At 57.9% G+C, this 23,277-nt stretch carries 29 protein-coding genes; 15 read left to right on the forward strand and 14 right to left on the reverse strand.

The features are described 5' to 3' along the window. From petA to zapE, 4 genes are all read right to left on the reverse strand, one after another. Positions 1 to 591 carry a ubiquinol-cytochrome c reductase iron-sulfur subunit gene (petA, locus tag G5171_RS16080; protein WP_040068840.1) on the reverse strand — a complete coding sequence of 197 codons (591 nt, stop codon included), beginning with the start codon at positions 589 to 591 and terminating at the stop codon, positions 1 to 3. Between the two features lie 295 nt (positions 592 to 886). Then, positions 887 to 1,279 carry a 30S ribosomal protein S9 gene (rpsI, locus tag G5171_RS16085; RefSeq protein ID WP_005336286.1) on the reverse strand — a complete coding sequence of 131 codons (393 nt, stop codon included), beginning with the start codon at positions 1,277 to 1,279 and terminating at the stop codon, positions 887 to 889. Between the two features lie 15 nt (positions 1,280 to 1,294). Then, complete coding sequence (gene rplM, locus G5171_RS16090) at positions 1,295 to 1,723, reverse strand: 50S ribosomal protein L13 (RefSeq protein WP_005341737.1); 429 nt, start codon at positions 1,721 to 1,723, stop codon at positions 1,295 to 1,297. A 266-nt stretch (positions 1,724 to 1,989) separates the two neighbouring features. Further along, positions 1,990 to 3,084 carry a cell division protein ZapE gene (gene zapE / locus G5171_RS16095; RefSeq protein WP_421260423.1) on the reverse strand — a complete coding sequence of 365 codons (1,095 nt, stop codon included), beginning with the start codon at positions 3,082 to 3,084 and terminating at the stop codon, positions 1,990 to 1,992. A 140-nt stretch (positions 3,085 to 3,224) separates the two neighbouring features. On the opposite strand from zapE, the gene G5171_RS16100 reads away from it, so the two are divergent. The 12 genes from G5171_RS16100 (at position 3,225) to G5171_RS16155 (ending at position 14,149) form a co-directional block, all read left to right on the forward strand. After that, positions 3,225 to 3,605, forward strand: coding sequence for a YhcB family protein (locus tag G5171_RS16100; RefSeq protein WP_005341739.1), 381 nt, complete (start codon positions 3,225 to 3,227; stop codon positions 3,603 to 3,605). An 81-nt stretch (positions 3,606 to 3,686) separates the two neighbouring features. Next, positions 3,687 to 5,048, forward strand: coding sequence for a Do family serine endopeptidase (locus tag G5171_RS16105; protein WP_005341740.1), 1,362 nt, complete (start codon positions 3,687 to 3,689; stop codon positions 5,046 to 5,048). A gap of 107 nt (positions 5,049 to 5,155) precedes the next feature. Then, positions 5,156 to 6,277 (forward strand): outer membrane-stress sensor serine endopeptidase DegS, encoded by a 1,122-nt coding sequence (gene degS / locus G5171_RS16110; protein WP_005341742.1) that lies wholly within the window; start codon positions 5,156 to 5,158, stop codon positions 6,275 to 6,277. Positions 6,278 to 6,597: 320 nt separating this feature from the next. Beyond that, positions 6,598 to 6,960, forward strand: coding sequence for a PRD domain-containing protein (locus G5171_RS16115; protein WP_216979968.1), 363 nt, complete (start codon positions 6,598 to 6,600; stop codon positions 6,958 to 6,960). Beyond that, positions 6,961 to 7,326: an SFCGS family glycine-rich protein gene (locus tag G5171_RS16120; protein ID WP_005355141.1), complete on the forward strand. Its 366-nt coding sequence runs from the start codon at positions 6,961 to 6,963 to the stop codon at positions 7,324 to 7,326. Next, positions 7,326 to 7,622: a DUF4312 family protein gene (locus tag G5171_RS16125; protein ID WP_005341745.1), complete on the forward strand. Its 297-nt coding sequence runs from the start codon at positions 7,326 to 7,328 to the stop codon at positions 7,620 to 7,622. The genes G5171_RS16120 and G5171_RS16125 overlap by 1 nt, the downstream gene beginning before the upstream one ends. Positions 7,623 to 7,661: 39 nt before the next feature. Beyond that, a complete protein-coding gene (locus G5171_RS16130) occupies positions 7,662 to 8,438 on the forward strand; it encodes a DUF4311 domain-containing protein (RefSeq protein WP_005341754.1) in 777 nt (258 codons plus the stop codon). 11 nt (positions 8,439 to 8,449) lie between these two features. Next, positions 8,450 to 9,100 (forward strand): DUF4310 family protein, encoded by a 651-nt coding sequence (locus G5171_RS16135; protein WP_011707606.1) that lies wholly within the window; start codon positions 8,450 to 8,452, stop codon positions 9,098 to 9,100. A gap of 42 nt (positions 9,101 to 9,142) precedes the next feature. After that, the gene (locus tag G5171_RS16140; RefSeq protein ID WP_216979966.1) at positions 9,143 to 10,282 is read left to right on the forward strand and encodes an amidohydrolase/deacetylase family metallohydrolase; all 1,140 of its coding nucleotides are present in this window, start codon (positions 9,143 to 9,145) and stop codon (positions 10,280 to 10,282) included. After that, entirely contained in the window at positions 10,266 to 11,381 is a 1,116-nt protein-coding gene (locus G5171_RS16145) for a DgaE family pyridoxal phosphate-dependent ammonia lyase (protein ID WP_421260424.1), read from the forward strand. Before G5171_RS16140 ends, G5171_RS16145 begins: the two co-directional genes overlap by 17 nt. Then, positions 11,381 to 12,139 carry a 2-dehydro-3-deoxy-phosphogluconate aldolase gene (gene dagF / locus G5171_RS16150; RefSeq protein WP_337073407.1) on the forward strand — a complete coding sequence of 253 codons (759 nt, stop codon included), beginning with the start codon at positions 11,381 to 11,383 and terminating at the stop codon, positions 12,137 to 12,139. Before G5171_RS16145 ends, dagF begins: the two co-directional genes overlap by 1 nt. A 105-nt stretch (positions 12,140 to 12,244) precedes the next feature. Further along, positions 12,245 to 14,149 (forward strand): BglG family transcription antiterminator, encoded by a 1,905-nt coding sequence (locus G5171_RS16155; protein WP_216979963.1) that lies wholly within the window; start codon positions 12,245 to 12,247, stop codon positions 14,147 to 14,149. Positions 14,150 to 14,166: 17 nt separating this feature from the next. On the opposite strand, the gene npr is transcribed toward G5171_RS16155, so the two are convergent. From npr to G5171_RS16205, 10 genes are all read right to left on the reverse strand, one after another. Next, positions 14,167 to 14,439 (reverse strand): PTS phosphocarrier protein NPr, encoded by a 273-nt coding sequence (npr, locus tag G5171_RS16160; RefSeq protein ID WP_042024530.1) that lies wholly within the window; start codon positions 14,437 to 14,439, stop codon positions 14,167 to 14,169. Positions 14,440 to 14,459: 20 nt separating this feature from the next. Next, a complete protein-coding gene (rapZ, locus tag G5171_RS16165) occupies positions 14,460 to 15,326 on the reverse strand; it encodes an RNase adapter RapZ (protein WP_040068818.1) in 867 nt (288 codons plus the stop codon). A gap of 45 nt (positions 15,327 to 15,371) precedes the next feature. Further along, positions 15,372 to 15,818: a PTS IIA-like nitrogen regulatory protein PtsN gene (gene ptsN, locus G5171_RS16170; RefSeq protein WP_005336322.1), complete on the reverse strand. Its 447-nt coding sequence runs from the start codon at positions 15,816 to 15,818 to the stop codon at positions 15,372 to 15,374. A 2-nt stretch (positions 15,819 to 15,820) separates the two neighbouring features. After that, the gene (gene hpf / locus G5171_RS16175) at positions 15,821 to 16,108 is read right to left on the reverse strand and encodes a ribosome hibernation promoting factor (protein WP_005336323.1); all 288 of its coding nucleotides are present in this window, start codon (positions 16,106 to 16,108) and stop codon (positions 15,821 to 15,823) included. 20 nt (positions 16,109 to 16,128) lie between these two features. After that, on the reverse strand, positions 16,129 to 17,568 hold the full coding sequence (locus G5171_RS16180) for an RNA polymerase factor sigma-54 (protein ID WP_204482290.1): 1,440 nt from the start codon (positions 17,566 to 17,568) through the stop codon (positions 16,129 to 16,131). A gap of 65 nt (positions 17,569 to 17,633) precedes the next feature. Continuing rightward, positions 17,634 to 18,359 (reverse strand): LPS export ABC transporter ATP-binding protein, encoded by a 726-nt coding sequence (gene lptB / locus G5171_RS16185; protein ID WP_005336333.1) that lies wholly within the window; start codon positions 18,357 to 18,359, stop codon positions 17,634 to 17,636. A 3-nt stretch (positions 18,360 to 18,362) separates the two neighbouring features. After that, a complete protein-coding gene (lptA, locus tag G5171_RS16190; RefSeq protein WP_204484224.1) occupies positions 18,363 to 18,890 on the reverse strand; it encodes a lipopolysaccharide transport periplasmic protein LptA in 528 nt (175 codons plus the stop codon). After that, positions 18,877 to 19,437, reverse strand: coding sequence for an LPS export ABC transporter periplasmic protein LptC (gene lptC, locus G5171_RS16195; RefSeq protein WP_005336338.1), 561 nt, complete (start codon positions 19,435 to 19,437; stop codon positions 18,877 to 18,879). Before lptC ends, lptA begins: the two co-directional genes overlap by 14 nt. Continuing rightward, a complete protein-coding gene (gene kdsC, locus G5171_RS16200; protein WP_204482288.1) occupies positions 19,434 to 19,988 on the reverse strand; it encodes a 3-deoxy-manno-octulosonate-8-phosphatase KdsC in 555 nt (184 codons plus the stop codon). The genes lptC and kdsC overlap by 4 nt, the downstream gene beginning before the upstream one ends. Continuing rightward, on the reverse strand, positions 19,988 to 20,983 hold the full coding sequence (locus tag G5171_RS16205; protein ID WP_005336342.1) for a KpsF/GutQ family sugar-phosphate isomerase: 996 nt from the start codon (positions 20,981 to 20,983) through the stop codon (positions 19,988 to 19,990). Before G5171_RS16205 ends, kdsC begins: the two co-directional genes overlap by 1 nt. Before the next feature lie 207 nt (positions 20,984 to 21,190). Between G5171_RS16205 and mlaF the strand changes: the two genes are divergently transcribed. The 3 genes from mlaF to mlaD are packed head-to-tail and all read left to right on the forward strand — an operon-like array spanning position 21,191 to position 23,275. Further along, positions 21,191 to 21,991 carry a phospholipid ABC transporter ATP-binding protein MlaF gene (gene mlaF, locus G5171_RS16210; protein ID WP_005336343.1) on the forward strand — a complete coding sequence of 267 codons (801 nt, stop codon included), beginning with the start codon at positions 21,191 to 21,193 and terminating at the stop codon, positions 21,989 to 21,991. Further along, positions 21,991 to 22,770 (forward strand): lipid asymmetry maintenance ABC transporter permease subunit MlaE, encoded by a 780-nt coding sequence (gene mlaE / locus G5171_RS16215; RefSeq protein ID WP_005336345.1) that lies wholly within the window; start codon positions 21,991 to 21,993, stop codon positions 22,768 to 22,770. The genes mlaF and mlaE overlap by 1 nt, the downstream gene beginning before the upstream one ends. Positions 22,771 to 22,777: 7 nt before the next feature. Continuing rightward, positions 22,778 to 23,275: an outer membrane lipid asymmetry maintenance protein MlaD gene (mlaD, locus tag G5171_RS16220; protein WP_005336348.1), complete on the forward strand. Its 498-nt coding sequence runs from the start codon at positions 22,778 to 22,780 to the stop codon at positions 23,273 to 23,275. The last annotated feature ends 2 nt before the right edge of the window (positions 23,276 to 23,277 follow it).

The raw sequence follows: 23,277 nt of genomic DNA on the forward strand, positions 1-23,277 counted from the left end.
TCAGGCCTCCTTGCCATCGGCACCGACCAGAATGGTGGTGTCGTTAATGAATTGATACGGCGGAATAACCAGATTCAGTGGTGCAGGCACCCCCTGGAACACACGGCCAGCCATATCGAACTTGGAGCCATGACACGGGCAGAAGAAGCCGGATGTGACCCCCTGCACCTGCTCGCCAAAACTGTCAGGCAGATAAGAAGGCGAACACCCGAGATGGGTGCAAATACCGACCGCGACAAAGATCTCTGGCTTGATGGATCTGTAGCCATTATGTGCATAATCAGGCTGTTGCGGCTCTTCTGATGAGGGATCCCGCAACTTGTCATCATGTGCTGCCAGGGCATCCAGCGTCTGTTTGGTGCGTTTGACCACCCAGACGGGTTTGCCACGCCACTCGACACGGATGAGCTGACCCGGTTCCAACTTGCTGATATCGACTTCAACCGGTGCACCGGCTGCTTTGGCCTTGGCACTCGGATTCCATGACTTTATAAACGGCACTGCGGTAAACGCAGCTCCTACCCCACCAACGGCAACCGTTGACCAGGTAAGAAATCTGCGGCGACCGGTATCAACTGGCGCATTGCTCATCCAAAAACTCTCCCATGTGGACTCCGCACATTCTTATAGTGTCCCTGTTCCCCATTTTTCCCGTGACAACAGCGGCGGAAGCTGGATTTACAATTGCCACAGAAAACAGGGGAAATTTTAAAGAAAAGATAACAACTTGACAAGAAAGAGCGGTGAGCAATAAAAACAATAAAGAAACAATTTTTTGTCTTTTGTGACGCGTGGTTAGCATTGATGTCGGTAATATTACCAATAAAAAAAGCCTGGCGGTTGCCAGGCTTTTTTGACACTCGAAAGAGTGAGCACCAAAAGCGAATTAACGCTTGGAGTACTGCGGACGCTTACGAGCTTTGTGCAGACCGACTTTCTTACGCTCAACCTTACGGGCATCGCGAGTAACAAAGCCTGCTTTACGCAGTTCGGAACGCAGGGTTTCATCGTACTGCATCAGAGCACGAGTGATACCGTGGCGGATCGCACCAGCTTGACCGGAGATGCCACCACCGTTAACGGTGATGTACAGATCCAGTTTCTCGGTCATCTCAACCAGTTCCAGCGGCTGACGAACTACCATGCGGGCAGTCGGACGACCGAAGTACTGCTCCAGGGAGCGCTGGTTGATTACGATCTTACCGCTACCCGCTTTGATGAATACGCGAGCAGTGGAGCTTTTGCGACGGCCGGTACCGTAGTATTGATTTTCTGCCATGTTGCCAGTTCCCGATTAGATATCCAGTACTTGAGGTTGCTGAGCAGCGTGAGCGTGCTCGGCGCCTGCGTAAACTTTCAGTTTACGGAACATGGCACGGCCCAGAGGACCTTTCGGCAGCATGCCTTTAACAGCAGCTTCGATTACCATTTCCGGTTTACGCTGAATCAGCTTGTCGAAGCTGATGGACTTGATACCACCCGGGAAACCGGAGTGAGCGTGGTACATTTTGTCGGTAGTTTTCTTACCGGTAACACGTACCTTCTCAGCGTTTACAACGATGATGTAATCACCGGTGTCAACGTGCGGAGTGTATTCAGCTTTGTGCTTACCACGCAGACGAGCAGCGATCTCGGTTGCGATACGACCCAGAGTTTTACCTTCTGCGTCCACAATGTACCAGTCACGTTTTACGGTTTCTGGCTTGGCAACGAAAGTTTTCATTAAGTTAAACCCAATTACCTGTTACAGACCCAATTGTTTATGGGGGCTCTCCCACAAACAACAAACGATGGCCTACCTGTACCCCTTCGAATACAAGTAAAGCTTAAAGTGTTGCTGTCTTATCGACAGCTGTAACGTGGGCCGAGCGATTATAAGTGAAGTTGCCTTAAATATCACCTGCTAATTTCACTGCCATGAAGCTAGCAAATGTCGCCCGGCCCTACCTGCCGCAGATGCCCATCCGACTGGCAGGCGCGGTATTGTGACTAAGGAAGGTGCACTCTGGCAAGGTATTCGTGCGATTGCATTTCCTGAAGCCGTGAAAGACAGCGTTTGAATTCGAAATTCAGCAGCCCTTCGCCGTAGAGTTCTGCCATGGGAACAGCCGCCGACATGATGAGCTTGACGTGCCGTTCATAAAACTCATCGACCATGGCAATGAAGCGGCGGGCCGCGTCATCCGTGCCTGTGCCCATTGGTTGAACATTGGCCAGCAACACGGTGTGGAACAGCCGGGCCAACTCGATATAGTCGTTTTGGGAGCGGGGAGTACAACAAAGTTGCTCGAAATCCATATAGAGCACCCCTTCTCCCATACCCAGCGACGTCAGCTGACGATGATTGACCTCGAACGCCCCCTCGCAAGCAGTGTGTCCACCGGTTAATTGCTGAAAATAGTGGTCAAGATTAGCTTTTGCCTGCAAATCCAGCGGGCAGTGATAAATCTCGGCTTGTTCCAGCGTGCGCAGGCGATAGTCGATACCGCCATCCACGTTAAGCACTTCACAATGACGCTCGATAAGCTCGATAGCTGGCAGAAAACGGGCTCGCTGCAGCCCGTTGCGATAAAGATCCTGTGGCGGAATATTTGAAGTGGCGACCAGCACGACGCCGTGACCAAACAGCTCCTGAAACAGCGTGCCCAGCAGCATGGCATCGGTGATGTCGGAGACAAAAAATTCGTCGAAACAGATGATGTCTGTTTCGCTAGCAAGCTTACTGGCTACCAGCTTGAGGGGATCGGATTGCCCGCTCAGCCCTTGCAGTTCATCGTGAATACGATGCATGAAACGGTGGAAATGGCTGCGCATCTTGCGCGTCCCCGGCAGGCTGTCGAAAAAAGTATCCATCAGCCAGGTCTTGCCTCGGCCCACTCCACCCCACATATATATCCCGAGGACGGGCTCCGGCGGCTTGGGCTTTTGCAGCCAGCCAAGCAACCCTCGAGATCTGGTCGGAGTCGGGCGCCGTAGCAAATCCTGATAGAGTCGCTCCAGCCTGCTAATAGCCATCCCCTGCGCGGGGTCGGCCATAAAGCCGGGGCGCTGCAGATCCTGCTGGTATTTTTGCTGCGGTGTCATCCTTAAGCGCCTCTCCAAGTCCCTGAATCGAGGACAAAATGGTATCACGGCCTCAGGACGCACGGTATAGTGCCATCAAGGCATGGCGGTTATGTCAACCGCATAAACCCACACTGTTTTAGCTGTAACAAGGAGCATCTATGAGTCTGTTAACTGGGATCCTGCTGGCTGTCGCGGCCTTGATTATCGGTATCGTTCTCGGCCGTTTTTCGGTGCGTAGTCGCGATGCCGGCCGTCTGGAACAGGAACTGAAAAAGGCCCACAAGGAGCTCGAAAGCTATCAGGGCCAGATCAACACCCACTTCGCCGACAGCGCCGCGCTGATGGAGCAACTGGCCGAGCAGTATCAGACCCTCTATCGCCATATGGCGGAGCAGAGCAAATTCCTGGCCAAGGCCCAGGAACCCCTGTTCCGTGAATCATTGGTAGAAGAAGCACCAACCAAAGAACCAGAGGAGCCGGGCGTACCGCCTCGCGACTATGCCGGTGCCTCTTCCGGACTGCTCAAACAACCAAACTAGTTCCTCGCGGAACTAATTGGCCTGCCCTGTGGTCTGACCTTGACGATTGCAATGCAACTTTTTCTGGGAGCTGTTTTTCATATGCGTAAACCTCTTTCCATGCTCAGTGTGCTAGCCCTCAGTGTCGGTATCGCCATGTCTGCGGCCCCCGCTCAGGCTGCACTGCCTTCCCTGTTAGGCTCGAATCAGGAGATGCCAAGTCTGGCGCCAGTGCTCGAACAGGTCACTCCTGCCGTAGTCAATATCTCTGTCTCCGGTAAGAAAGTGACCCGTCAGCGCCTACCGGAACAGTTCCGCTTTTTCTTTGGTCCCAACATGCCCGACGAGCAAGTGAGCGAACAGCCGTTCCAGGCTCTCGGCTCTGGCGTCATCATCGATGCCAAGAAGGGGTATGTGATCACCAACGCTCACGTAGTGCACGAAGCGGACGAGATCAAGGTCACTCTGAAGGATGGCCGTGAGTATGCGGCCAAGAAGATCGGTGAAGACAAGCAGTCCGACATCGCCCTGCTGCAAATCAAGGCCGAGGAACTGGTACAGATCAAGTTCGCCGACTCCGACGAACTGCGGGTGGGTGACTACGCGCTGGCTATCGGCAACCCGTTTGGGCTGGGTCAGACCGTCACGTCAGGTATAGTCAGCGCGCTCGGTCGAAGCGGCCTCAACATCGAGAATCTGGAGAACTTCATCCAGACTGATGCGGCCATCAACTCAGGTAACTCCGGTGGTGCCCTGCTCAACCTGCGTGGCGAGCTGATCGGTATCAATACCGCGATTCTGGGCCCGAACGGCGGCAACATTGGCATCGGCTTTGCCATTCCCTCTAACATGGTGCGGGATCTGACCGAGCAAATCGTCAAATATGGTGAAGTACGTCGTGGTCAGTTGGGTATTACCGGCACCGAGCTCACCTCAGACATCGCCAAGACCTTCGGCTACAACAAGAAGGATGGCGCCTTCGTCAACCAGGTCATGCCTGACTCCGCCGCAGACAAGGCGGGCATCAAGGCGGGCGATATCATCGTCAGCATCGATGGCAAGCCGGTTCGCTCCTTCGGCGAGCTGCGAGCCAAGATCGCCACCATGGGTGCTGGCAAGCAGGTCGAGCTGGGACTGATCCGCGATGGCAAGTCACAAACAGCCAAGGTAACCCTGAAGCAAGCCGATGACAGCGAAGTCCGCGCCAGCGCACTGCACCCGGCACTGGAAGGGGCCAAGCTGAGCACCACTACCGATCCGGTATCCGGCGTCGCAGTGGCTGACATTGATCCACGCTCTCCGGCAGCCGCTTCGGGCCTGCAGAAGGGGGACATCATCATCGGGGTCAACCGTCTGCGCATCAACACGTTGGGCGAGCTGAGCAAGGCGCTCAAGAACAAGCCTGACGTACTGGCGCTCAATATCCAGCGTGGTGACTCCTCGCTCTATCTGGTGATCCGCTAACACGCGGTTATTCGCCAACCGCTCTATCACCCGCGGCCTCGCCGCGGGTGATTTTTATCCATTGATAGTGTTATTCTCTGCCCGCAGCCAGCACGGATGAGAATGACATGAAAATCCCCTCTTTAGTCAGTTACTTGGGCAAGTCCATCGGTTTCGGTTTGACCGTCGCCGCACTGCTGTTGCTGCTGTTTCCCAATTTCCGTGGCGGGGCTCAACTGCCCGGCCTGATCACCAATGCCCGCGAACTGAGCTTCTCCTACGCCGCCCACCGCGCCGGCCCGGCAGTCGTCAACATCTATACCCGCAGCTTTGCCTCCAATCAGGGCAATCGCGGACAACTGCAGCCACAGGGGCTGGGCTCCGGCGTCATCATGACCCAGCGCGGCTACGTGCTGACCAACTACCACGTCATCGCCGATGCCGATCAGATCATCGTCGCCCTGCAGGATGGCCGCGTCTTCAGCGCCGAACTGATCGGCACAGACCCGCTCACCGATCTTGCCGTACTTTATATCGAGTCAGATAACTTGCCTGTGATCCCGCAAGATCCGGAACGCTTGCCTGAAGTGGGCGACGTGGTACTCGCCATCGGCAACCCCTATAACGTCGGCCAGACCATCACCCAGGGCATCATCAGTGCGACCGGCCGTACCGGCCTCTCCAGCATGGGGCCCGACAGCAATGGCCGACAGGATCTGCTGCAAACCGACGCGGCCATCAATGCTGGCAACTCGGGGGGTGCTCTGGTCAACGGTAGGGGCGATCTGGTTGGCATCAACACAGCCACCTATCACCTCAACGGCAATCAGGAGAGCTACGGCATCAGCTTTGCCATCCCCTACCGGCTGGCCAAGCGGATCATGGACGAGTTGATCGCCAACGGCCGCGTCATTCGCGGTTATCTCGGCATCTCCAGCGTCGAGATCAACCCCATCGTCGCCCGCATGATGAACCTGGGCGAACTGCGCGGTCTCATCGTCGAGAGTCTGGATCCTGTCGGTCCGGCGGCCAAAGGTGGCCTGCAACGGGGTGACGTGCTGCTCAAGATCAACGGTGAAGCGATCACCGGGGTACGTGCCGCCATGGACAAGATTGTAGAGAGCCGCCCCGGCACCCAGCTGACCATCTCGGTGTTGCGCTCTGGTAAGCCACTCGAGGTGGTAGTGACCATCGAAGAGGATCTGCGCTACCAGAACCGGGCTGCCGCCAGCGCGGCAGGCGCCAGCTAACCTCAACCCCATCTCATCGTTCAAGGGCGGGCAACCGCCCTTTTTCTTGCATGCTGTTTCATAAATACGCCCCGCCTGCGTGAGGCGACTCACACTTTTCGCCAAGGCTCAGCTGCCAGCTGAAAACGGGAAAGTGCGCCTTCGCTCACACTAACCCAGCCTCGTTCAGACCTTTTTCACTCTCTTTTGCCAACAAAAGGCCCTCTTTGACCCCGAATGATCGGGATTTCCGCTTCGAATCGGAAAAAAGCTGCCTCCACTCTCCATCCATGTCGGCTTAGGGTAGAGCCATCCCTTCTGCCAGCCTTGGAGAGCAGACATTGCAAACAGATACCTACGACCAGACCCTGACCCCGGACAGTCCGGCACTGCTGCGCCAGACCGATCAGGTCCTGGCACGCATTCATATTCTGCTGGGCGATCAGGGCATCCACCCCAACGAGGTACAGCAGCAGATGCTGGCCTCCCATATCAAAGCCATGGTGTGGCGCTCCCACAGCGGCGAACCGCTGCCGGAAGTTGACCTCAGCCTGTTTGAGGAGATATCGCCCCTCTCTCTGCGTCTCGCCGAGCAGGTTGTCAGCTGGCTAGAGCGACTCGCCTACGAAGAGGCACACCTCTTGTCCGTCCATTTTGAAGTAGCCAAAGAAAACGAACTCAGCTCAGTAACAGGAGATAACTAAATGACTGCCATCAAACTCGTGATTGGAGATCGTCTCGGTAAAGGTCAGAAAGTAGGTGCAGGCGCGGAAGCTGCAGGTGCCAACGTGACCATCATCCCCGGCATGGCTGCCGATATGAAGCTCGGCGACGTGATGAACAAGGAACAGGCTGATCTCGGCATCTCCTTCTGCGGCAGCGGCGGCGCCGGTGCCATCACCGCCCAAACCAAGTACGGCTACAAGTGCCGCTACGGCATGCGCTCCGTTGAAGAGGGTGTCACCGCCATCAACGAAGGTTGCGTGGTGCTGGGCTTTGGCTTCATGGACAAGGAAGAGCTGGGCCAGAAACTGGTCGAAGCCTTCGCCAAGAAGCACGGACGCGCCTGATGAAAGAGAACTTCACCACCAAGGTCACCGTCAGCGGCAAGGGAACCAGCCGTCAGCAGGCATTTGCCTCCGCTCTCAGCCAGGTGCAGCCAACGCTCCTCAAGGACAACCAGCAGGTACTGCTGCGCATTGAGCCGGTCGATGTACAGGTGCTTAGAGCCGAGGAGTCGGTCCGGGTGGAGAAGTTCCTGTTCTTCTTCCTGCCGCGCCAGCGCCGCGAATACCGCGTTCAGCTGGAGATCACGGTTCAGGTCACCAGTCTCGACGTCGCCAGGGTGACGTTCACCCAGGTGTGATCTCCTGACCGGCACCACCCCACAAGAAGGATACGTTGGATGTTTCTAATCATATTTATCAAGTCTCTCATCATTGGCGGCCTGGTTGGCGTCGGGGTGGGGGCCGGCGCGGCGCGGATGTTCCACGCCCCGACCGTACAGGGCATGGGTGCCTTCCGCACCCTGGGCGAACTCAACTCCTGCGAAGGGGATCCCGCTTCCCACTTCTCGTTTGGTCTCGGCTTTTTCTTCAACGCCTGGGCTTCCACCGTGGCGGCGGGCGCCTTCACCCAGGATGTGGATCACCGCATCATTCCGCACTGGGCCACGGCGGCACTGCTGTTCAAGAACCGGGATCTCGCCACCACCCTGCACGACCCGAAAAAGATGGCCATCGCTGGCGGCATCATAGGTGCCATCGTGGTCGCCTTCCTCAACAGCACGGCCGCCGCCGTTCCGGCTGCATTGCAGGTCACAGCAGTCAAGGTGCTGGTGCCAGCCGCCAACCTGCTGGTCAATACCGTCATGCCGGTGATCTTCTGGCTCGCAGCCATCGAGGCGGGCAAGAAATCCGGTTTCTGGGCCACCATCTTCGGCGGTCTGGCCCAGCTCATCATGGGCAACGCGGTACCGGGCCTGGTGCTCGGCATCCTGATCGGCAAGGGCGTGGAAGAGAGCGGCTGGAACCACGTCACCAAGGTGATGATGGCGGCCATCGTCCTGCTTTTCGTGCTGAGCGGCTTCTTCCGCGGCTTCGACATGAAACTGATTGAATCCTTCCATATGGGTGTCCCCCTGTGGCTGGAGAACGTCCATAACCTGCTGAGCGGCAAATAAGGGGCCACACCATGGATGAGAAACTGAAAAACAACTTCTGGTATGCAGACTGGTCATTCCCCATCTTCGTCGGCCTGCTCTCGGCCGGGGTCTTTGCCGGTACCCACATGTTCTATCTGTACGGGGTCGGTGCCTTCAACGAGGTAGCCTTCGTTGCCATGCTGAAAGCCGGAATGGACACGGGTGCCTACGGCGCAGTAGCCGCGTTCGGTGCCAGCTTCCTGTTCGCCCGCATCATCGAGGGGTCCCTGGTGGGGATCCTGGATATCGGTGGTGCCATCCAGACCGGGGTCGGCCTCGGTGTGCCAGCCCTGCTGCTGGGTGCAGGCATCGTCTATCCGGTGGAAAACTTCGGTGCCTCGCTGGCAACCGGCATGGGGATTGGTCTGGCCATCGGCTACGTCATCATTCTGGCGCGCAAGTTCACCATCAACCAGAGCAACTCCACTTACGGTGCTGACGTCATGATGGGGGCTGGCAACAGCTCTGGCCGCTTCCTCGGCCCCCTCATCATCCTCTCCGCCATGGGCGCTTCCATCCCCATCGGTATCGGTTCCCTGCTGGGTGCCCTGCTGTTCTACGTGTGGGGCAAGCCCATCACCGGCGGTGCCATCCTGGGAGCCATGCTGCTGGGTACCTTCTTCCCGGTTGCACTTGCATAACCATCCGCCGCCCTGTGGGGCGGCTCGCCAGAGGTCATCAGCATGTACGACATCATCATCAAAGCCGGGCGCCAGGGAGATGGCCAGCTCGTCGATATTGCCATCAGAGAGGGCAAAATCGCCGCCATCGGCTCCCTGCCGGAGACGGCAACGGCGCAACAGTTCCTGGATCTCGCCGGCAGGATCCACGTCAGCGCCGGCTGGATCGATGGCCACACCCACTGCTACCCCGCCTCCCCCATCTATCACGATGAGCCGGACAAGGTGGGCATAGAGTCCGGGGTCACCACCGTGCTCGATGCCGGCAGCACCGGGGCCGACGATGTGGATGATTTCCAGCAGATCGCTGCAGGTTGCAAGACCCGGGTGCATGCCCTGCTCAACATCTCCCGCATCGGCCTGCTACGCCAGAACGAGCTGGCGGATAGCAGAGACCTCGATATGGATCTCGCCTCGGCGGCCATTCGCCGCCACCCCGACTTTATTGTCGGCATCAAGGCGCGGATGAGCGGCAGCGTGATCGGAGAAAACGGTCTGCAACCGCTGCGCATGGCCAAGGCCCTGCAACAGGCTCACGGCCAGCTGCCGCTGATGGTGCACGTGGGTAACACACCGCCTGATCTGGACGAGATAGTTGCCTTGCTGGGGGATGGCGATCTGCTGACCCACTGCTTCAACGGCAAGCCCAACCGCATCCTGACCCCGGCTGGCGAGCTGCGTCAGGCGGTGCGCGAGGCGATGCAGCGGGGCCTCTTGCTCGACATCGGCCACGGCGGTGCCAGCTTCAGCTTCGAGGTGGCGGAGCTGGCGATCCGTCAGGGGATCCTGCCCCGTACCATCAGCTCCGACATCTACTGCAAAAACCGCATCAAAGGGCCGGTCTACAGTCTGGCCCACGTGATGTCGAAGTTTCTCGCCATCGGCATGACGCTGGAGCAGGTGCTCGCCTGCGTCACCCATCAGGCCGCCGATGCCCTGCGCCTTTCCGGCAAAGGGCGACTCGAGGTGGGCGCCGATGCCGATCTGACCCTGTTCGAGGTGAGCAGCGGCCCCACCCTCTTTACCGATACCGAAGCCGGCGCCCGCAATGGCGATCGGCAGTTGCTGCCCCTCGCCGCCCTGGTCGGTGGCGAACTGGTTCTGACTCACTATGGGAAATCACACCATGCCTTCTGTGTATGAGAAATATCAGCTCAAACCGGTGATCAACGCCTCCGGGCGCATGACCATTCTCGGCGTCTCCACCCCCGAACAGGAGGTGGTCGACGCGGTCAACTTCGGCCTCGGCCACTACTTCGAGGTGAAGGATCTGGTCAACAAGACCGGCGCCTATCTGGCGGGCTTGCTGGACGTGGAAGATGCGGTGGTAGTCTCCTGCGCCAGCGCCGGCATCGCCCAGTCGGTGGCCGCCGTGATAGTGCGCGGCGACCCCTACCGCCTCGAGCAGTTGCACGCCCATGCCCACAATGTGCCGAGCGAAATCGTGCTGCCCAAGGGGCACAACGTCAACTTCGGCGCCCCGATCGGTACCATGGTCAACCTGGGGGGCGGCAAGGTGGTGGAGGCCGGCTACGCCAATGAGTGCTCTGCTGCCCAACTGGCCGCCGCCATCAATGCCAACACTGCAGCCATCCTCTACATCAAGTCCCACCACTGCGTGCAGAAGAGCATTCTGTCGGTGGCCGAGGCAGCCGAGGTCGCCAGGGCCCACGGGCTCCCGCTCATCGTTGATGCGGCTGCCGAGGAGGATCTGCACCTCTACTACAACCAGGGAGCGGATCTGGTCATCTACAGCGGTGCCAAGGCCATTGAAGGGCCCACCAGCGGGCTGGTAGTTGGCAAGCGCCAGTACGTGGAGTGGGTCAAGCAGCAGGCCAACGGCATCGGCCGAGCCATGAAGGTGGGCAAGGAGGGGATCCTCGGCCTCACCCATGCCATCGAGCGCTACCTGGCCAAAGAGAAAGAGAGCGGCGCCGCCATGGTCGTCAAGATGACCCCATTTATCGAGCGTCTGAACCAGCTGTCCGGCGTCACCGCCAAAGTGGTGTGGGACAGCGCCGGGCGCGACATCGCCCGCACCGATATCGCCTTCGACCACCAGCAGATCGGCATGACCACAGTGCAGGTCGTCAGCCGTTTGCAACAGGGCACGCCTGCCATCTACTGCCGTGGCTACAAGGCCAACGAGGGGCATATCGAGATCGATGTACGCAGCGTCACCCTGCCCCAGCTAGACCAAATCCACTCCGCCATTGCCAACCTCGTTCAGGAGAATCGCTGATGTCCCTTACCCCCAACTACTACCGTGATCGGGTCTGTCTCAACGTGCTGGCAGGTTCCAAAGAGAATGCCGTCGAGGTATACGACGCCGCCGAAGGCCACGTGCTGGTCGGTGTGCTCTCCAAAAACTACCCGGATATCCCCTCTGCAGTTGCTGATATGAAGGAGTACGCCAAGCTTATCGATAACGCTCTCTCCATCGGTCTGGGGGCCGGTGATCCGCGCCAGTCCGCCATGGTGGCCGAGCTGGCCTGCCAGCTGCAGCCCCAGCACGTCAACCAGGTGTTCACTGGCGTTGGCGCCAGCCGAGCGCTGCTCGGCCAGTCAGAAACGCTGGTTAACGGCCTGATCTCCCCCACCGGTACGCCGGGTATGGTGAAGATCTCCACCGGCCCGCTCAGCGCTGGGCAGCCGGACGGGATTGTCCCCATCGATACCGCCATCGCCCTGCTCAAGGACATGGGTGGCAGCTCGGTCAAATTCTTCCCCATGGGCGGGCTGGCCTGCCGCGACGAGTATCAGGCGGTGGCCGAGGCTTGTGCTCGCCACGGCTTCTGGCTGGAGCCCACCGGCGGCATCGATCTGGACAACTTCGAGGAGATTGTGCGGATTGCGCTGGATGCCGGGGTCGAGAAGGTGATCCCCCACGTCTACAGTTCCATCATTGACAGCGCGAGCGGTCACACTCGCCCCGAGGATGTGCGCGCCTTGCTTGAAATGGTGAAACAGTTATTACCTGAACATGTAGGTAAAGGCTGATATGCCGCCAGCCACTGGCTGATAGAGTTGGCAGTGGCTGGTTTGTTGGTTGCCCCGTAGTTAACATTGATCCTTTATCTCTCGACAGGAGTCTCGCCCCCCCTCATGATCAAGCTGCCCCACCCCAGACTCCATCAGCTGCTCACGCAACTCCATGCGGCGCCGCTACCTCAGGAGGAGCTTGCTCGTCGCCTTAACGTCTCCACCCGTACGGTACGCACCGATGTGGCAACTCTCAACGAGCTGATTGCTAACCACGGAGCTCACCTTATCCATCAGCGTGGCAGCGGCTACCAACTGAAGATCTACAACCAGGGATTGTTTGATGGATTATTGGCCGCACAGGAGCAGGAGTGTACGCTGCCACGCACTAGCCGTGAGCGGGTGCTGCATCTGCAGATCTTGTTGCTAACGGCAGAGCAGGGAATCAAGCTCGATGACTTGGCGGATACCTGGTACCTGAGCCGGACGGCACTACAGGGGGATATGGCGGAGGTACGTGAACAACTCGGCCACTTTAGACTCAGTGTCGAGAGCAAACCCCGACAGGGTATGCGCATCCAAGGCTGCGAAACTGCTATTCGCGCCTGCCTCACCCAATTGCTCTATCAGGAGCTATTGCACAGCACCCAGTTACAGAGCCTGCTGCCAAATATCTGTCCCAGCAAGACGATGGAGGTGGTAGGCAACCACATTCATGCCCAACTCGCTCGCCATCAGTTGCGTCTCGCTGACGAGAGCCTGCAGCAGCTCACGATCTACTGTGCCGTAGCTCTGCTGAGGCAAGCGTCCGGTCACGAACTGCACCAGTTCACCAGTGAAGACCTTACCACTCCACTGCTGGAAGCTGCCCGCGATATTTATACTGAGCTACCAACCCTGACGTCACCCACAGATGGCGAAATAGCTAGTCTCGCTATCCAGATCCAGGCTCGTCTGATGGCAGACAGTCCGAGCCTGAGCCCGGTCATGGCAGTGGAAAGCGAACAGCTTGTGACACATTTGCTGACCTACATCCATCAGCACTACCCCTATGACTTGCGTGGTGACCAGCAACTGCGAGCCGATCTGCAGAGCCACATTAGCGCCATGTTGCTGCGGGTCAAATACCAGATTGGCAGCCACAATCCACTGGCAGATCACATCAAGCAGTACTATCCCCTTGCCTATGACATCACCCTGGCGGCCATTTCGGAGTGGATCAAGCAGACCCCCTACCGACTGACCCACCACGAGATCGGCTATCTGGTGATCCATATCGGGGTAGGTCTGGAACGTAACTATGATATCGGCTACACCAGACGCCCGCTGGCACTGCTGTTATGCGACGCGGGAAATGCCACCTTCAGGGTGCTGGAGGCGCGCATCAGACGAGAATATCCCCAGCTACAGCTGACCACGCTGGAATCGGTGCGTGATTATGAAGGGTTGGCACACATCGAGCAGGACTTTGTCATTAGTACCGTCAAGGTGAGCGAGAAGGGGGGACCTGTCGTACAAGTCGACCCCTTCCCGACCCAGTACCAGCTGGAGCAACTCGGCAAGCTGGTGCTGATCGATCGCACCCGCCCCTACATGCTCGACAAATATTTCGATACGAACCACTTCATGGTGGTGACTGAACCTCTCAGCCAATATCAGCTTTTTACACAGGTTTGCGATCAGCTGGAAGACGAGGGACTAGTCGAGCAAGATTTCCGCACGTCGCTGCAGGAACGGGAAAGCATCGTCTCCACCATGTTGGGAGAAGGGATCGCCCTGCCCCACTCCCTCGGCCTGCTGGCACGCCGCACTCTGGTTTACACCGTGCTGGCACCGCAGGGGATCGAATGGGGCAATGGCGAAGTCGCGACGCTCATCTTCGTACTGGCCATCAGCAAGGCCGACTACGAAGAGGCTATGGGTCTCTACGACCTGTTTCTGGCACTGATGAACGAAAAAGCCAACAGGAATCTGCTGGCTTGCAGGGATTTTGCCAGCTTCAAAGCGCTGGCGCGTACCGGTTCATAATATCGAGCGAGGAGTGACTACTCCTCGTTGAAGCCGGAGGTGAACAGCTCCACCACGGCAGCAAGGGCCTCCTCCTCTTCGGGGCCCTCTACCTGAACCTCTACCTGCCTGCCTTGAGCCGAATCGAGCATCAATAAGCCAATAATGCTGTCGGCATCAGCCTCCACACCATCTTCATTGCGCAGCAACACATGGGCATCGAAACCCTGCACCAGTTCGAACAGCATCATGGCCGGTCTGGCATGAATACCCAGCTTGTTTTTCACTTCAACCGAGGCGGAAACAGTCATCGGATCGTCCTATTGGTCCGTCAGGATTGGGGGGCACTCTTGTCGAGAGTGCGGTGGCGGATCTGCACGTTCTTGCCAAGCAAGCGGAAAGCACTCGCCAACCGCTCGGCGATAAAGACCGAGCGGTGCTGCCCACCGGTACAACCGATACCGACCGTCAGGTAGCTGCGATTATTGCGCTCCAGATGGGGCAACCAGGTCACCAGCATGTTTTCGATCTGCTGGGTAAACAGCATCACGTCAGCCTGCGCCGAGAGGTAGTTGGCAACCGGCTCATCCTTGCCGGTAAACGGCTTGAGTTCGGGAATCCAGTGTGGATTGGGCAGGAAACGGGCATCGAACACGAAGTCGGCATCCTTGGGAATGCCGTACTTGAACCCGAATGACTCGAAGACCAGCACCAGCTCGTTCTCTTTCTTGCCGAGAACCCGGGTCTTGATGAGCTCGCTCAGGTCGTGAATGCTGAGGGTGGTGGTGTCGATACGCAGGTCAGCAGTCGAGGAGAGTGGCGCCAGCAGGTGGGTCTCCTCCCGAATCGCCTCATCCAGCGATAGCTTGTTGCGCGAGAGGGGGTGCAAACGGCGGCTCTCGCCATAACGCTTGAGCAGGGTGCCGTTGTCGGCGTCGAAGAAAAAGCTGGAGAACTCTACCCGCCCCTCATTGCGCACCTGAGCCAGCAGATTTTCCAGTTTCTCCGGATCGCTCGGCAGGTTGCGCACATCGATGCTGACCGCCAGTTTGTCATATTGGCTCTCCACAGAGACAATCAGCTGGGGCAGCAGATTGACCGGCAGGTTGTCCACACAGTAGTAACCCAGATCTTCCAGCACTCGCAGGGCTACCGTTTTACCGGAGCCCGAACGTCCACTTACCACGATTAACTGCATCTTGTTCCCTCACGCCAAAACGGGTGTCTCATCCTTGGCCTGCTGTCAGGCCGAGGTCATGATCTGATAGAGCTCTTCGTCGCTGGTTGCCTGACGCAACTGGCGGCAAACCGCCTTGTCGCCCAGCTTGGAAGCCATCAGAGAAAGGGTCTTGAGATGCTGCTTGCACTCGCTTTCCGGCACCAGCAAGGCAAACAGCAGGTCAACCGGTTGATTGTCGATGGAGTCGAAAGGAATAGGATCGGCAAAGGTCATCAGGATCGCGGTTGGCGGGAACTCATCGTCAATGCGACCGTGGGGGATCGCAATACCGGCACCGATCCCGGTACTCCCCATCTTTTCGCGGGCCAGCAAGCATTCAAACAGCGCCTGACGGGAGGTGCCAAGGCGTTCGGCGGCCAGCTCGCTGATGATTTCGAGGGCGCGTTTCTTGCTGGTACAAGGGACTGCACTCTTGGTGCAGTCCCGACTCAGTATGTGTTCAAGTTGCATGGTTATTTTTTATTTAACTTATCTTTGTGCTTGATGATCTGCCTGTCGAGCTTGTCGAGCAGGGTGTCTATTGCCGCATACATGTCGGCATGCTCGGAATTGGCAAACACCTCGCCACCGCTGACATGCAGCTTGGCTTCGGCAATCTGGTTCAGTTTTTCCACGCTAAGCACCACATGAACATTGTTGATGTGGTCGAAGTGACGCTCGAGTTTGGCAAATTTGTTATTCACATAATCACGCAGAGCTTCGGTGATCTCGACATGGTGTCCGGTCAGGTTAATTTGCATAACATCATCCTTTTGTTTGCCTAAACCAGGCGTTTGCGCTGATTGGAAGGTGGGATAAACAAGGATTCGCGATACTTAGCGATCGTGCGTCTCGCCACCATAATACCCTGTTCGGCCAGCAAATCCGCGATCTTGCTATCACTTAACGGCTTGGCAGGATTCTCTGCCGTGACCAGCTTCTTGATGAGCGCGCGAATTGCGGTCGATGAGCACTCTCCTCCTCCTTCGGTGTTCACATGGCTGGAGAAAAAAAACTTCAATTCGAAGATACCACGGGGGGTATGCATGTACTTCTGGGTCGTCACCCGGGAGATGGTCGACTCATGCATCTCCACCGCTTCGGCGATGTCATTGAGCACCATCGGCTTCATCGCCTCTTCACCATACTCGAAAAAGCCCTGTTGCTGCTCGACAATGCAACTGGCCACTTTCAGCAGGGTGTCATTGCGACTTTCCAGACTCTTGATGAACCACTTGGCTTCCTGCAAATGGGAGCGAATAAACTGGGTGTCGGTGCTGCTGCGAGCGTTGCGAGCCATGGCGGCATAGGTCTCGTTGACCCGGATGCGGGGGGCGGAGTCTGGATTGAGCTCGACCACCCACTTGCTGCCCTTCTTGACCACGGTGACGTCGGGGATCACGTACTGGGAGTCGCTCTGGATGATGCCGTTGCCGGGACGCGGCTCCAGCAGCTGGATCAGATCCAGCACCTCCTTGAGGTCGCTCTCTTTGAGTTTTGTCTTGCGGGCGAGGGTGCGGTAATCCCGGTTGCCGAGCAGCTCCATGTGCTCGAGGATCACCTCTTTGGCCTCGTTGAGCCAGGGGGTCTGCGGGTCATACTGGTCCAGCTGGATCAGCAAACACTCCTGCACAGAACGGGCAGCAATGCCGACCGGATCGAAGTGCTGCACCCGCTTGAGTACCGCCTCGACCTCATCGAGTTCCACCTCTACGTCATCGCTGGTGACTGCAGCCTGGATATCCTCCAGCGCAACGGTCAGATAACCGGATTCGTCGATGGCATCGATGATGGCGAGCGCGATGGCGGCATCCACATCGCTGAACGGTGTGAGCCGCATCTGCCACAGCAGATAATCCTGCAGGTTTTCGGTGGTTTCACCCTGATAGACGCTATCTTCCCCATCATGGATGGGGCCCGCGCTCTGGGCGGTGCCGGCAGAGTAAACCTCGTCCCAGGTGGTATCCACCGGCAACTCGTCCGGCATCTGCTCTTGGGCCATGGCATCGCTGGAATCCAGCTGGCTGGCATCGACCGGCGCTTCCGGACTGGTCTCTTGCGCCTCGCTCTCTTCCTGCTCCAGCAGAGGGTTGTTTTCGAGCGCTTGCTGAATTTCCTGCTGAAGTTCCAGAGTGGAGAGCTGGAGCAGACGAATCGCTTGTTGTAATTGCGGCGTCATGGTCAGGGACTGACCGAGACGCAACTGTAATGTCGGCTTCATCTACGTCGGGATATCCTTATGTTCAGCGAGGCACTCGTCAAAGGAAATGAAGGCATGCCCCCTTACTATAGACTGAATTGATCGCCCAAATAGACGCGCTTGACCTGCTCATCGGCAAGGATGTCAGCCGGTGCACCTTCGGCAATCATCTTGCCGTGGCTGACGATATAGGCCTTCTCACATACGTCCAGAGTCTCTCTGACGTTGTGGTCGGTAATCAAGACGCCAAGGCCTCTATCTTTCAGATGCTGAATGATCTTCTTGATGTCTATCACAGAAATCGGGTCAACCCCTGCAAAGGGTTCATCCAGCAGAATAAAACGCGGCTCGGCCGCCAGCGCACGGGCGATCTCGACCCGACGGCGCTCACCGCCGGAGAGGCTCTGCCCCAGGTTGTCGCGAATGTGGGTGATATTGAACTCTTCCAGCAGTTGCTGAACCTTGTCTTCACGCTCCTCACGGCTCAACCCCTTGCGGGTCTGCATCACGCCCATCAGGTTGTCGAACACCGACAGGCGACGGAAGATGGAGGCCTCCTGTGGCAGGTAACCGATGCCGTTACGCGCCCGCACATGCATGGGCTGCAGGCTGATGTCCTGATCGTCGATGGTGATGAGACCTGCATCGCGCTGCACCAGCCCCACGATCATGTAGAAGGAGGTGGTCTTGCCCGCCCCGTTGGGGCCGAGCAGGCCGACAATCTGGCCAGTGCCCACTTCAAGGCTGACGTCACTCACCACCATGCGGCGCTTGTAGCTCTTCTGCAGACCCACTGCTTTCAACACTGCCATGGCTTATTTTCCCTGCTTCTTCTGGTCGGCGGGCTTGTCGAAATTCTCTACCTGATCCGGCAGGAACACGGTTTTGACCCGCTGGCTCGGGCTCTTGCTCTCGGCGATCATCTTCTGTTTGACGATGTCGTAGCGGATCAGATCGCCATTGACCTGGCTATCTTCCTGCTTGAGCTGACCGTTGCCGGTGATGGTCACCAGACGGTTCTTCAGCTCGTAGCGGATAGTGTTGCCGTGGGCATTGACCGGCTTGCCGTTATCCAGGATCTGGAAGAAGGTGGCGGGTTTGCCGTAGGCAGTCATCACCTCGGCCCCTTTCTCACCGGAACGGGTCACTACTACCTTGTCAGCTTTGATCCGGATGGTGCCCTGATTGATGGTCACATCCTCTTCGAAGGTGATGCGGTTGTCCTGCATCTCGGCCACCTGTTTGACGGCATCGACATAGACCTTCTCGGCAAAGTCGGACTCTTTGGCGGTCACCCCACCACACAACAACAGGGCTGCGAGGGCCAGATTAGCGTTTTTCATTGAAATAGATGGCATGGCCTTGATCCAGTAACTCAAAATATTTGCGGTCCAGATGGCCCTTGAGGCCAACCCCTTGGGTCTGGAAATCCCGACCCAGAATGTTCACTTCCCGGTTGCTGCGCACATCCTGTGTCACCAGATCCAGCTCCAGATAAGGGGTATCCAGTGTGGAGATAAAGGAGGTGGGCAGCAGACCATCCAGATGCACCTTGTCCCGCAGGATGACGTTGTCGCCGGTGTTGAGCACGCCGGTTTCGGCGGTCACCTTCCACTCGGCGGCACCCTGATCGTCATACATGTAGACCACCGGCTTGTCGAAGGTGGCCTGCTCGAGGATTTGATAATACTCGGCGTAGGTCGACTCCAACCTCTCTGTGCGCTTGCCGTTGATATCAAAACGGGTGGTCACCAGATCTTTGGCGACAAAATCCGGCTGATAGTTTTCGATTTTGACGGCGCTCTCAGGCACCAGCTCCACCTTGCCCAGCTGCCAGGCAACCAGCGCGACCAGAAACAGCAGGGCAAACAACAGGGTCTGTCTGCTCATACCGAGGCCTCGGGCTGATAATCGTCGTGGCCCTGCGCCTGCAAAATGAGGTCACACACCTCGCGCACCGCGCCCATGCCACCGCCAAGCCGGGTCACCATATCGGCACGATTCAGCACCAGCGGATGGGCATCGGCCACGGCAATACCGAGCCCACAGACCTGCATCACCGGCAGATCGATGGTGTCATCGCCCATATAGGCAGCCTGTTCAGCAGTCAGCCCCAGCTTGGCCAGCAGCGCTTCGAAGTGAGGCAGCTTTTTATCAGCCCCCTGCACCACATGAGCCACACCCAGGCTTTTCATCCGATCGCTGACGATACGGGAGTTGCGCCCGGTGATGATGGCGATCTCGATCCCGGCATTGAGCAGTGCTCGCATGCCCGCACCATCGCGGGTACAGAAGGTTTTCAGCTCTTCGCCGTTGTTTCCCATGTAGATGAGGCCGTTGGAGAGCACCCCGTCCACATCGCACACCAGCAGGCGGATTTGCGCCGCCTTGTCGAACTGGCTGCGCGTCACCGGACCATAGAGGGTCGGTACGTTTTGCATCAAATTACTCCGGCTTTCAGCAGGTCGTGCATGTTGAAGGCGCCGAGCGGGCGTTTCTCTTCATCCACGACCAGTAATCCGTTGATTTTTCTAGTTTCCATCAGCTTGACGGCTTCCGCAGCCATCATCTCTGGGCCTACGGTAACACAGTTGGCCGTCATCACACGGCTGATGGGGGTGTGATGGATATCGATCTGCTGGTCAAGAATGCGGCGCAGGTCGCCATCGGTAAAGAGCCCGGCCAGCAGGCCATTGCCATCGACCACAGCCGTCATACCGAGCCCCTTGCGGCTCACTTCCAGCAGCGCCTGGCTGATGGTGGCATCTATCCCCACCCGGGGCAACAGATCGCCACTGTGCATCAGGTCGCCAACCCGCAGCAACAGACGCTTGCCGAGCGACCCGCCCGGGTGAGAGAGGGCGAAGTCATCGGCGGTAAAACCGCGCGCTTCCAGCAGGGCGACCGCCAGGGCATCGCCCATGACTAAGGTTGCCGTGGTGCTGGAAGTGGGTGCCAGACCCAACGGGCAGGCCTCTTTCTCCACCTTGATGCACAGATGCACGTTGGCCTCTTTGGCCATGGTGGAGGCCGGATTACCGGTCATACAGATGAGCGGAATGCCGCGGCGCTTGAGTACCGGCAGCAGGGCCAGGATTTCATCGCTCTCACCGGAGTTGGAGATAGCGATGATAAGGTCGCCACTGGAGATCATCCCCAGATCGCCGTGACTCGCTTCTCCCGGGTGAAGGAAGAAGGCCGGTGTGCCTGTGCTGGCGAGGGTGGCGGCGATCTTGCTGCCGATATGGCCCGATTTGCCCATGCCGGTGACCACTATCTTGCCACCACAGCGCAGCACCATTTCGCACGCCTTGTCGAAGGCGTCGTTCAGATACTGATAGAGTCCATCAATGGCTTGCTTTTCTGTGTCCAGCACCGCGCGGGCACTGCGACGAAAATCGAACAGTTCAGACACTTTCTCAGGCTTTACAGACATAAAGACACAGCTCCGGGCCGAAATTAGCTGCGGGATTATAAAAAAGTCTGCCCGGATAAGCGAATCGGATGGCAAGTCCCGCTCTCAATGACGCACTTTGTTACAGAAAACTGTCGTTCAAATGGGCTTGCGGCCTGTTCAATAGTTGTTCCTTGCTGTTGCTTAGACCTAGACTACCCCATAAAATTCGCACCTCATTTACACCGGATGGACAATTGTTTGAACAATGACCTGATCACCATCTCCGATCTGACCTTCAGTCACGGAGATCGGCTGTTGTATGACGGGATCAACCTGACCATTCCTCGTGGCAAGGTGACCGCCGTCATGGGCCCGAGCGGCATCGGTAAAACCACCCTGCTGCGGCTGATCGGTGGCCAGCTCAAGCCGGAGTCCGGTCACATTCTGTTTGACGGGGAAGATATCCCCACCCTATCCCGTTCGCGCCTCTATGAAGTGCGCAAGCGGATGAGCATGCTGTTCCAGAGCGGCGCCCTGTTTACCGGCATGACGGTCTACGACAACGTGGCCTTCCCGCTGCGAGAGCACTCCGGCCTGCCGGAGGAGCTGATCCACACCATCGTCATGATGAAGCTGCAGGCGGTGGGCTTGCGCGGCGCGGCGAAACTGATGCCCTCCGAGCTCTCCGGCGGCATGGCGCGCCGGGCGGCGCTGGCTCGGGCAATTGCGCTCGATCCTGACCTCATCATGTATGACGAGCCGTTCGTCGGGCAGGATCCCATCACCATGGCGGTGCTGGTCAAGCTGATCAAGGAGCTAAACGATGCCCTCGGCATCACCTCCGTCATCGTCACCCACGACGTGAAAGAGGTGCTGAGCATCGCCGATTACGCCTACATCATTGCCAATCGCAAGGTGGTGGCGCACGGCACGCCGGATCAGCTGCGCGAGGAGCACAATCCCGAAGTCGAGCAGTTCCTCAAAGGATTGCCCGATGGTCCTGTTCCGTTTCATTTTCCGGCAGGCGATCTGCTACAGGATCTCTGATGTTGATAAGTCAAATAAGCAAGCTGGGGCGGGTCGGAGTGCGGTTTATCAGCTCCGTCGGTCGCGCCACCATCATGTTGTTCCATGCGCTGGCGGGCAAACCCGAGCCGCGCAAGCACTTCCCGCTGCTTGTCCAGCAGCTCTATGTGGTGGGTGTGCAGTCGGTGGCCATCATTCTGGTCTCCGGCCTGTTCATCGGCATGGTGCTCTCGCTGCAGGGTTACAACGTCTTGAAGGATTTCGGCGCCGAGCAGAGCCTGGGACCGCTGGTCTCCCTCTCCCTGCTGCGGGAGCTGGGGCCTGTGGTCACGGCACTGCTGTTTGCCGGCCGTGCCGGTTCGGCCCTGACCGCTGAAATTGGCCTGATGAAGGCCACCGAGCAACTTTCAAGCCTCGAGATGATGGCGGTCGACCCGCTGCGCCGGGTGGTTGCCCCCCGCTTCTGGGCTGGCGTCATCAGCATGCCGCTGCTGGCCTTTATGTTCAGCCTGATCGGTATCTTCGGCGGCAAGCTGGTCGGCGTGGACTGGCTCGGCGTGGACGAAGGGGGCTTCTGGTCTGCCATGCAGGCCTCCGTCGACTGGCATGAAGACATCATGCAGGGCGCCATCAAGAGCCTGATTTTCGCCCTGGTGGTCACCTGGATTGCGCTCTTTAACGGCTATGATGCCAAGCCGACCTCGGCCGGGATCAGTCAGGCCACGACCCGAACTGTGGTCCACTCATCCCTCGCCGTGCTCGGCCTGGATTTTATACTCACTGCAGTCATGTTTGGATAAGGTAAAGATGAAGTTCAGCAAAGTAGAATTCCTGGTCGGCACCTTCATGCTGGCTGGCATCGGTGCCATTCTGGCACTGGCCCTGCAAGTGGCCGGTTTGAGCTTCAAACCGGAAGGAGAAACCTATACCCTGCGCGCGCATTTCGATAATATCGGCGGCCTGAAAGTCCGTTCGCCGGTCAAGGTCGGCGGCGTGGTGGTCGGTCGGGTCAGCGACATCGTACTGGACCCGAAAACCCAGGTGCCCGAAGTCACCCTGATGATGCAAAAGAGCGCTGGCGAGTTTGCCGATACCAGCTCCCTCTCCATCCTCACCTCCGGTCTGCTCGGCGAGCAGTACATCGGTCTGGCCCCCGGCTTCAGCGATGAGGAGATGGGCACCGAGATGCTCAAGGATGGCGACCTGATTGAAGACACCAAATCCGCCATCGTGCTGGAAGATCTGATTGGCAAGTTCCTCTACAGCCAATCCTCCGACAGCAAATCAGACAGCAAGAAGGAGTAACC

Origin of the sequence: Aeromonas sp. 600774, from assembly GCF_049175075.1 — a bacterium.
Taxonomy (GTDB): Bacteria; Pseudomonadota; Gammaproteobacteria; order Enterobacterales; family Aeromonadaceae; genus Aeromonas; species Aeromonas veronii_A.

What these genes read in the sequence shown, in the direction of transcription:
- petA (WP_040068840.1), bottom strand. Translation starts at nt 591, where the DNA reads ATGAGCAATGCGCCAGTTGATACCGGTCGCCGCAGATTTCTTACCTGG.
- rpsI (WP_005336286.1), bottom strand. Translation starts at nt 1,279, where the DNA reads ATGGCAGAAAATCAATACTACGGTACCGGCCGTCGCAAAAGCTCCACT.
- rplM (WP_005341737.1), bottom strand. Translation starts at nt 1,723, where the DNA reads ATGAAAACTTTCGTTGCCAAGCCAGAAACCGTAAAACGTGACTGGTAC.
- zapE (WP_421260423.1), bottom strand. Translation starts at nt 3,084, where the DNA reads ATGACACCGCAGCAAAAATACCAGCAGGATCTGCAGCGCCCCGGCTTT.
- G5171_RS16100 (WP_005341739.1), top strand. Translation starts at nt 3,225, where the DNA reads ATGAGTCTGTTAACTGGGATCCTGCTGGCTGTCGCGGCCTTGATTATC.
- G5171_RS16105 (WP_005341740.1), top strand. Translation starts at nt 3,687, where the DNA reads ATGCGTAAACCTCTTTCCATGCTCAGTGTGCTAGCCCTCAGTGTCGGT.
- degS (WP_005341742.1), top strand. Translation starts at nt 5,156, where the DNA reads ATGAAAATCCCCTCTTTAGTCAGTTACTTGGGCAAGTCCATCGGTTTC.
- G5171_RS16120 (WP_005355141.1), top strand. Translation starts at nt 6,961, where the DNA reads ATGACTGCCATCAAACTCGTGATTGGAGATCGTCTCGGTAAAGGTCAG.
- G5171_RS16125 (WP_005341745.1), top strand. Translation starts at nt 7,326, where the DNA reads ATGAAAGAGAACTTCACCACCAAGGTCACCGTCAGCGGCAAGGGAACC.
- G5171_RS16130 (WP_005341754.1), top strand. Translation starts at nt 7,662, where the DNA reads ATGTTTCTAATCATATTTATCAAGTCTCTCATCATTGGCGGCCTGGTT.
- G5171_RS16135 (WP_011707606.1), top strand. Translation starts at nt 8,450, where the DNA reads ATGGATGAGAAACTGAAAAACAACTTCTGGTATGCAGACTGGTCATTC.
- G5171_RS16140 (WP_216979966.1), top strand. Translation starts at nt 9,143, where the DNA reads ATGTACGACATCATCATCAAAGCCGGGCGCCAGGGAGATGGCCAGCTC.
- G5171_RS16145 (WP_421260424.1), top strand. Translation starts at nt 10,266, where the DNA reads ATGCCTTCTGTGTATGAGAAATATCAGCTCAAACCGGTGATCAACGCC.
- dagF (WP_337073407.1), top strand. Translation starts at nt 11,381, where the DNA reads ATGTCCCTTACCCCCAACTACTACCGTGATCGGGTCTGTCTCAACGTG.
- G5171_RS16155 (WP_216979963.1), top strand. Translation starts at nt 12,245, where the DNA reads ATGATCAAGCTGCCCCACCCCAGACTCCATCAGCTGCTCACGCAACTC.
- npr (WP_042024530.1), bottom strand. Translation starts at nt 14,439, where the DNA reads ATGACTGTTTCCGCCTCGGTTGAAGTGAAAAACAAGCTGGGTATTCAT.
- rapZ (WP_040068818.1), bottom strand. Translation starts at nt 15,326, where the DNA reads ATGCAGTTAATCGTGGTAAGTGGACGTTCGGGCTCCGGTAAAACGGTA.
- ptsN (WP_005336322.1), bottom strand. Translation starts at nt 15,818, where the DNA reads ATGCAACTTGAACACATACTGAGTCGGGACTGCACCAAGAGTGCAGTC.
- hpf (WP_005336323.1), bottom strand. Translation starts at nt 16,108, where the DNA reads ATGCAAATTAACCTGACCGGACACCATGTCGAGATCACCGAAGCTCTG.
- G5171_RS16180 (WP_204482290.1), bottom strand. Translation starts at nt 17,568, where the DNA reads ATGAAGCCGACATTACAGTTGCGTCTCGGTCAGTCCCTGACCATGACG.
- lptB (WP_005336333.1), bottom strand. Translation starts at nt 18,359, where the DNA reads ATGGCAGTGTTGAAAGCAGTGGGTCTGCAGAAGAGCTACAAGCGCCGC.
- lptA (WP_204484224.1), bottom strand. Translation starts at nt 18,890, where the DNA reads ATGAAAAACGCTAATCTGGCCCTCGCAGCCCTGTTGTTGTGTGGTGGG.
- lptC (WP_005336338.1), bottom strand. Translation starts at nt 19,437, where the DNA reads ATGAGCAGACAGACCCTGTTGTTTGCCCTGCTGTTTCTGGTCGCGCTG.
- kdsC (WP_204482288.1), bottom strand. Translation starts at nt 19,988, where the DNA reads ATGCAAAACGTACCGACCCTCTATGGTCCGGTGACGCGCAGCCAGTTC.
- G5171_RS16205 (WP_005336342.1), bottom strand. Translation starts at nt 20,983, where the DNA reads ATGTCTGTAAAGCCTGAGAAAGTGTCTGAACTGTTCGATTTTCGTCGC.
- mlaF (WP_005336343.1), top strand. Translation starts at nt 21,191, where the DNA reads ATGGACAATTGTTTGAACAATGACCTGATCACCATCTCCGATCTGACC.
- mlaE (WP_005336345.1), top strand. Translation starts at nt 21,991, where the DNA reads ATGTTGATAAGTCAAATAAGCAAGCTGGGGCGGGTCGGAGTGCGGTTT.
- mlaD (WP_005336348.1), top strand. Translation starts at nt 22,778, where the DNA reads ATGAAGTTCAGCAAAGTAGAATTCCTGGTCGGCACCTTCATGCTGGCT.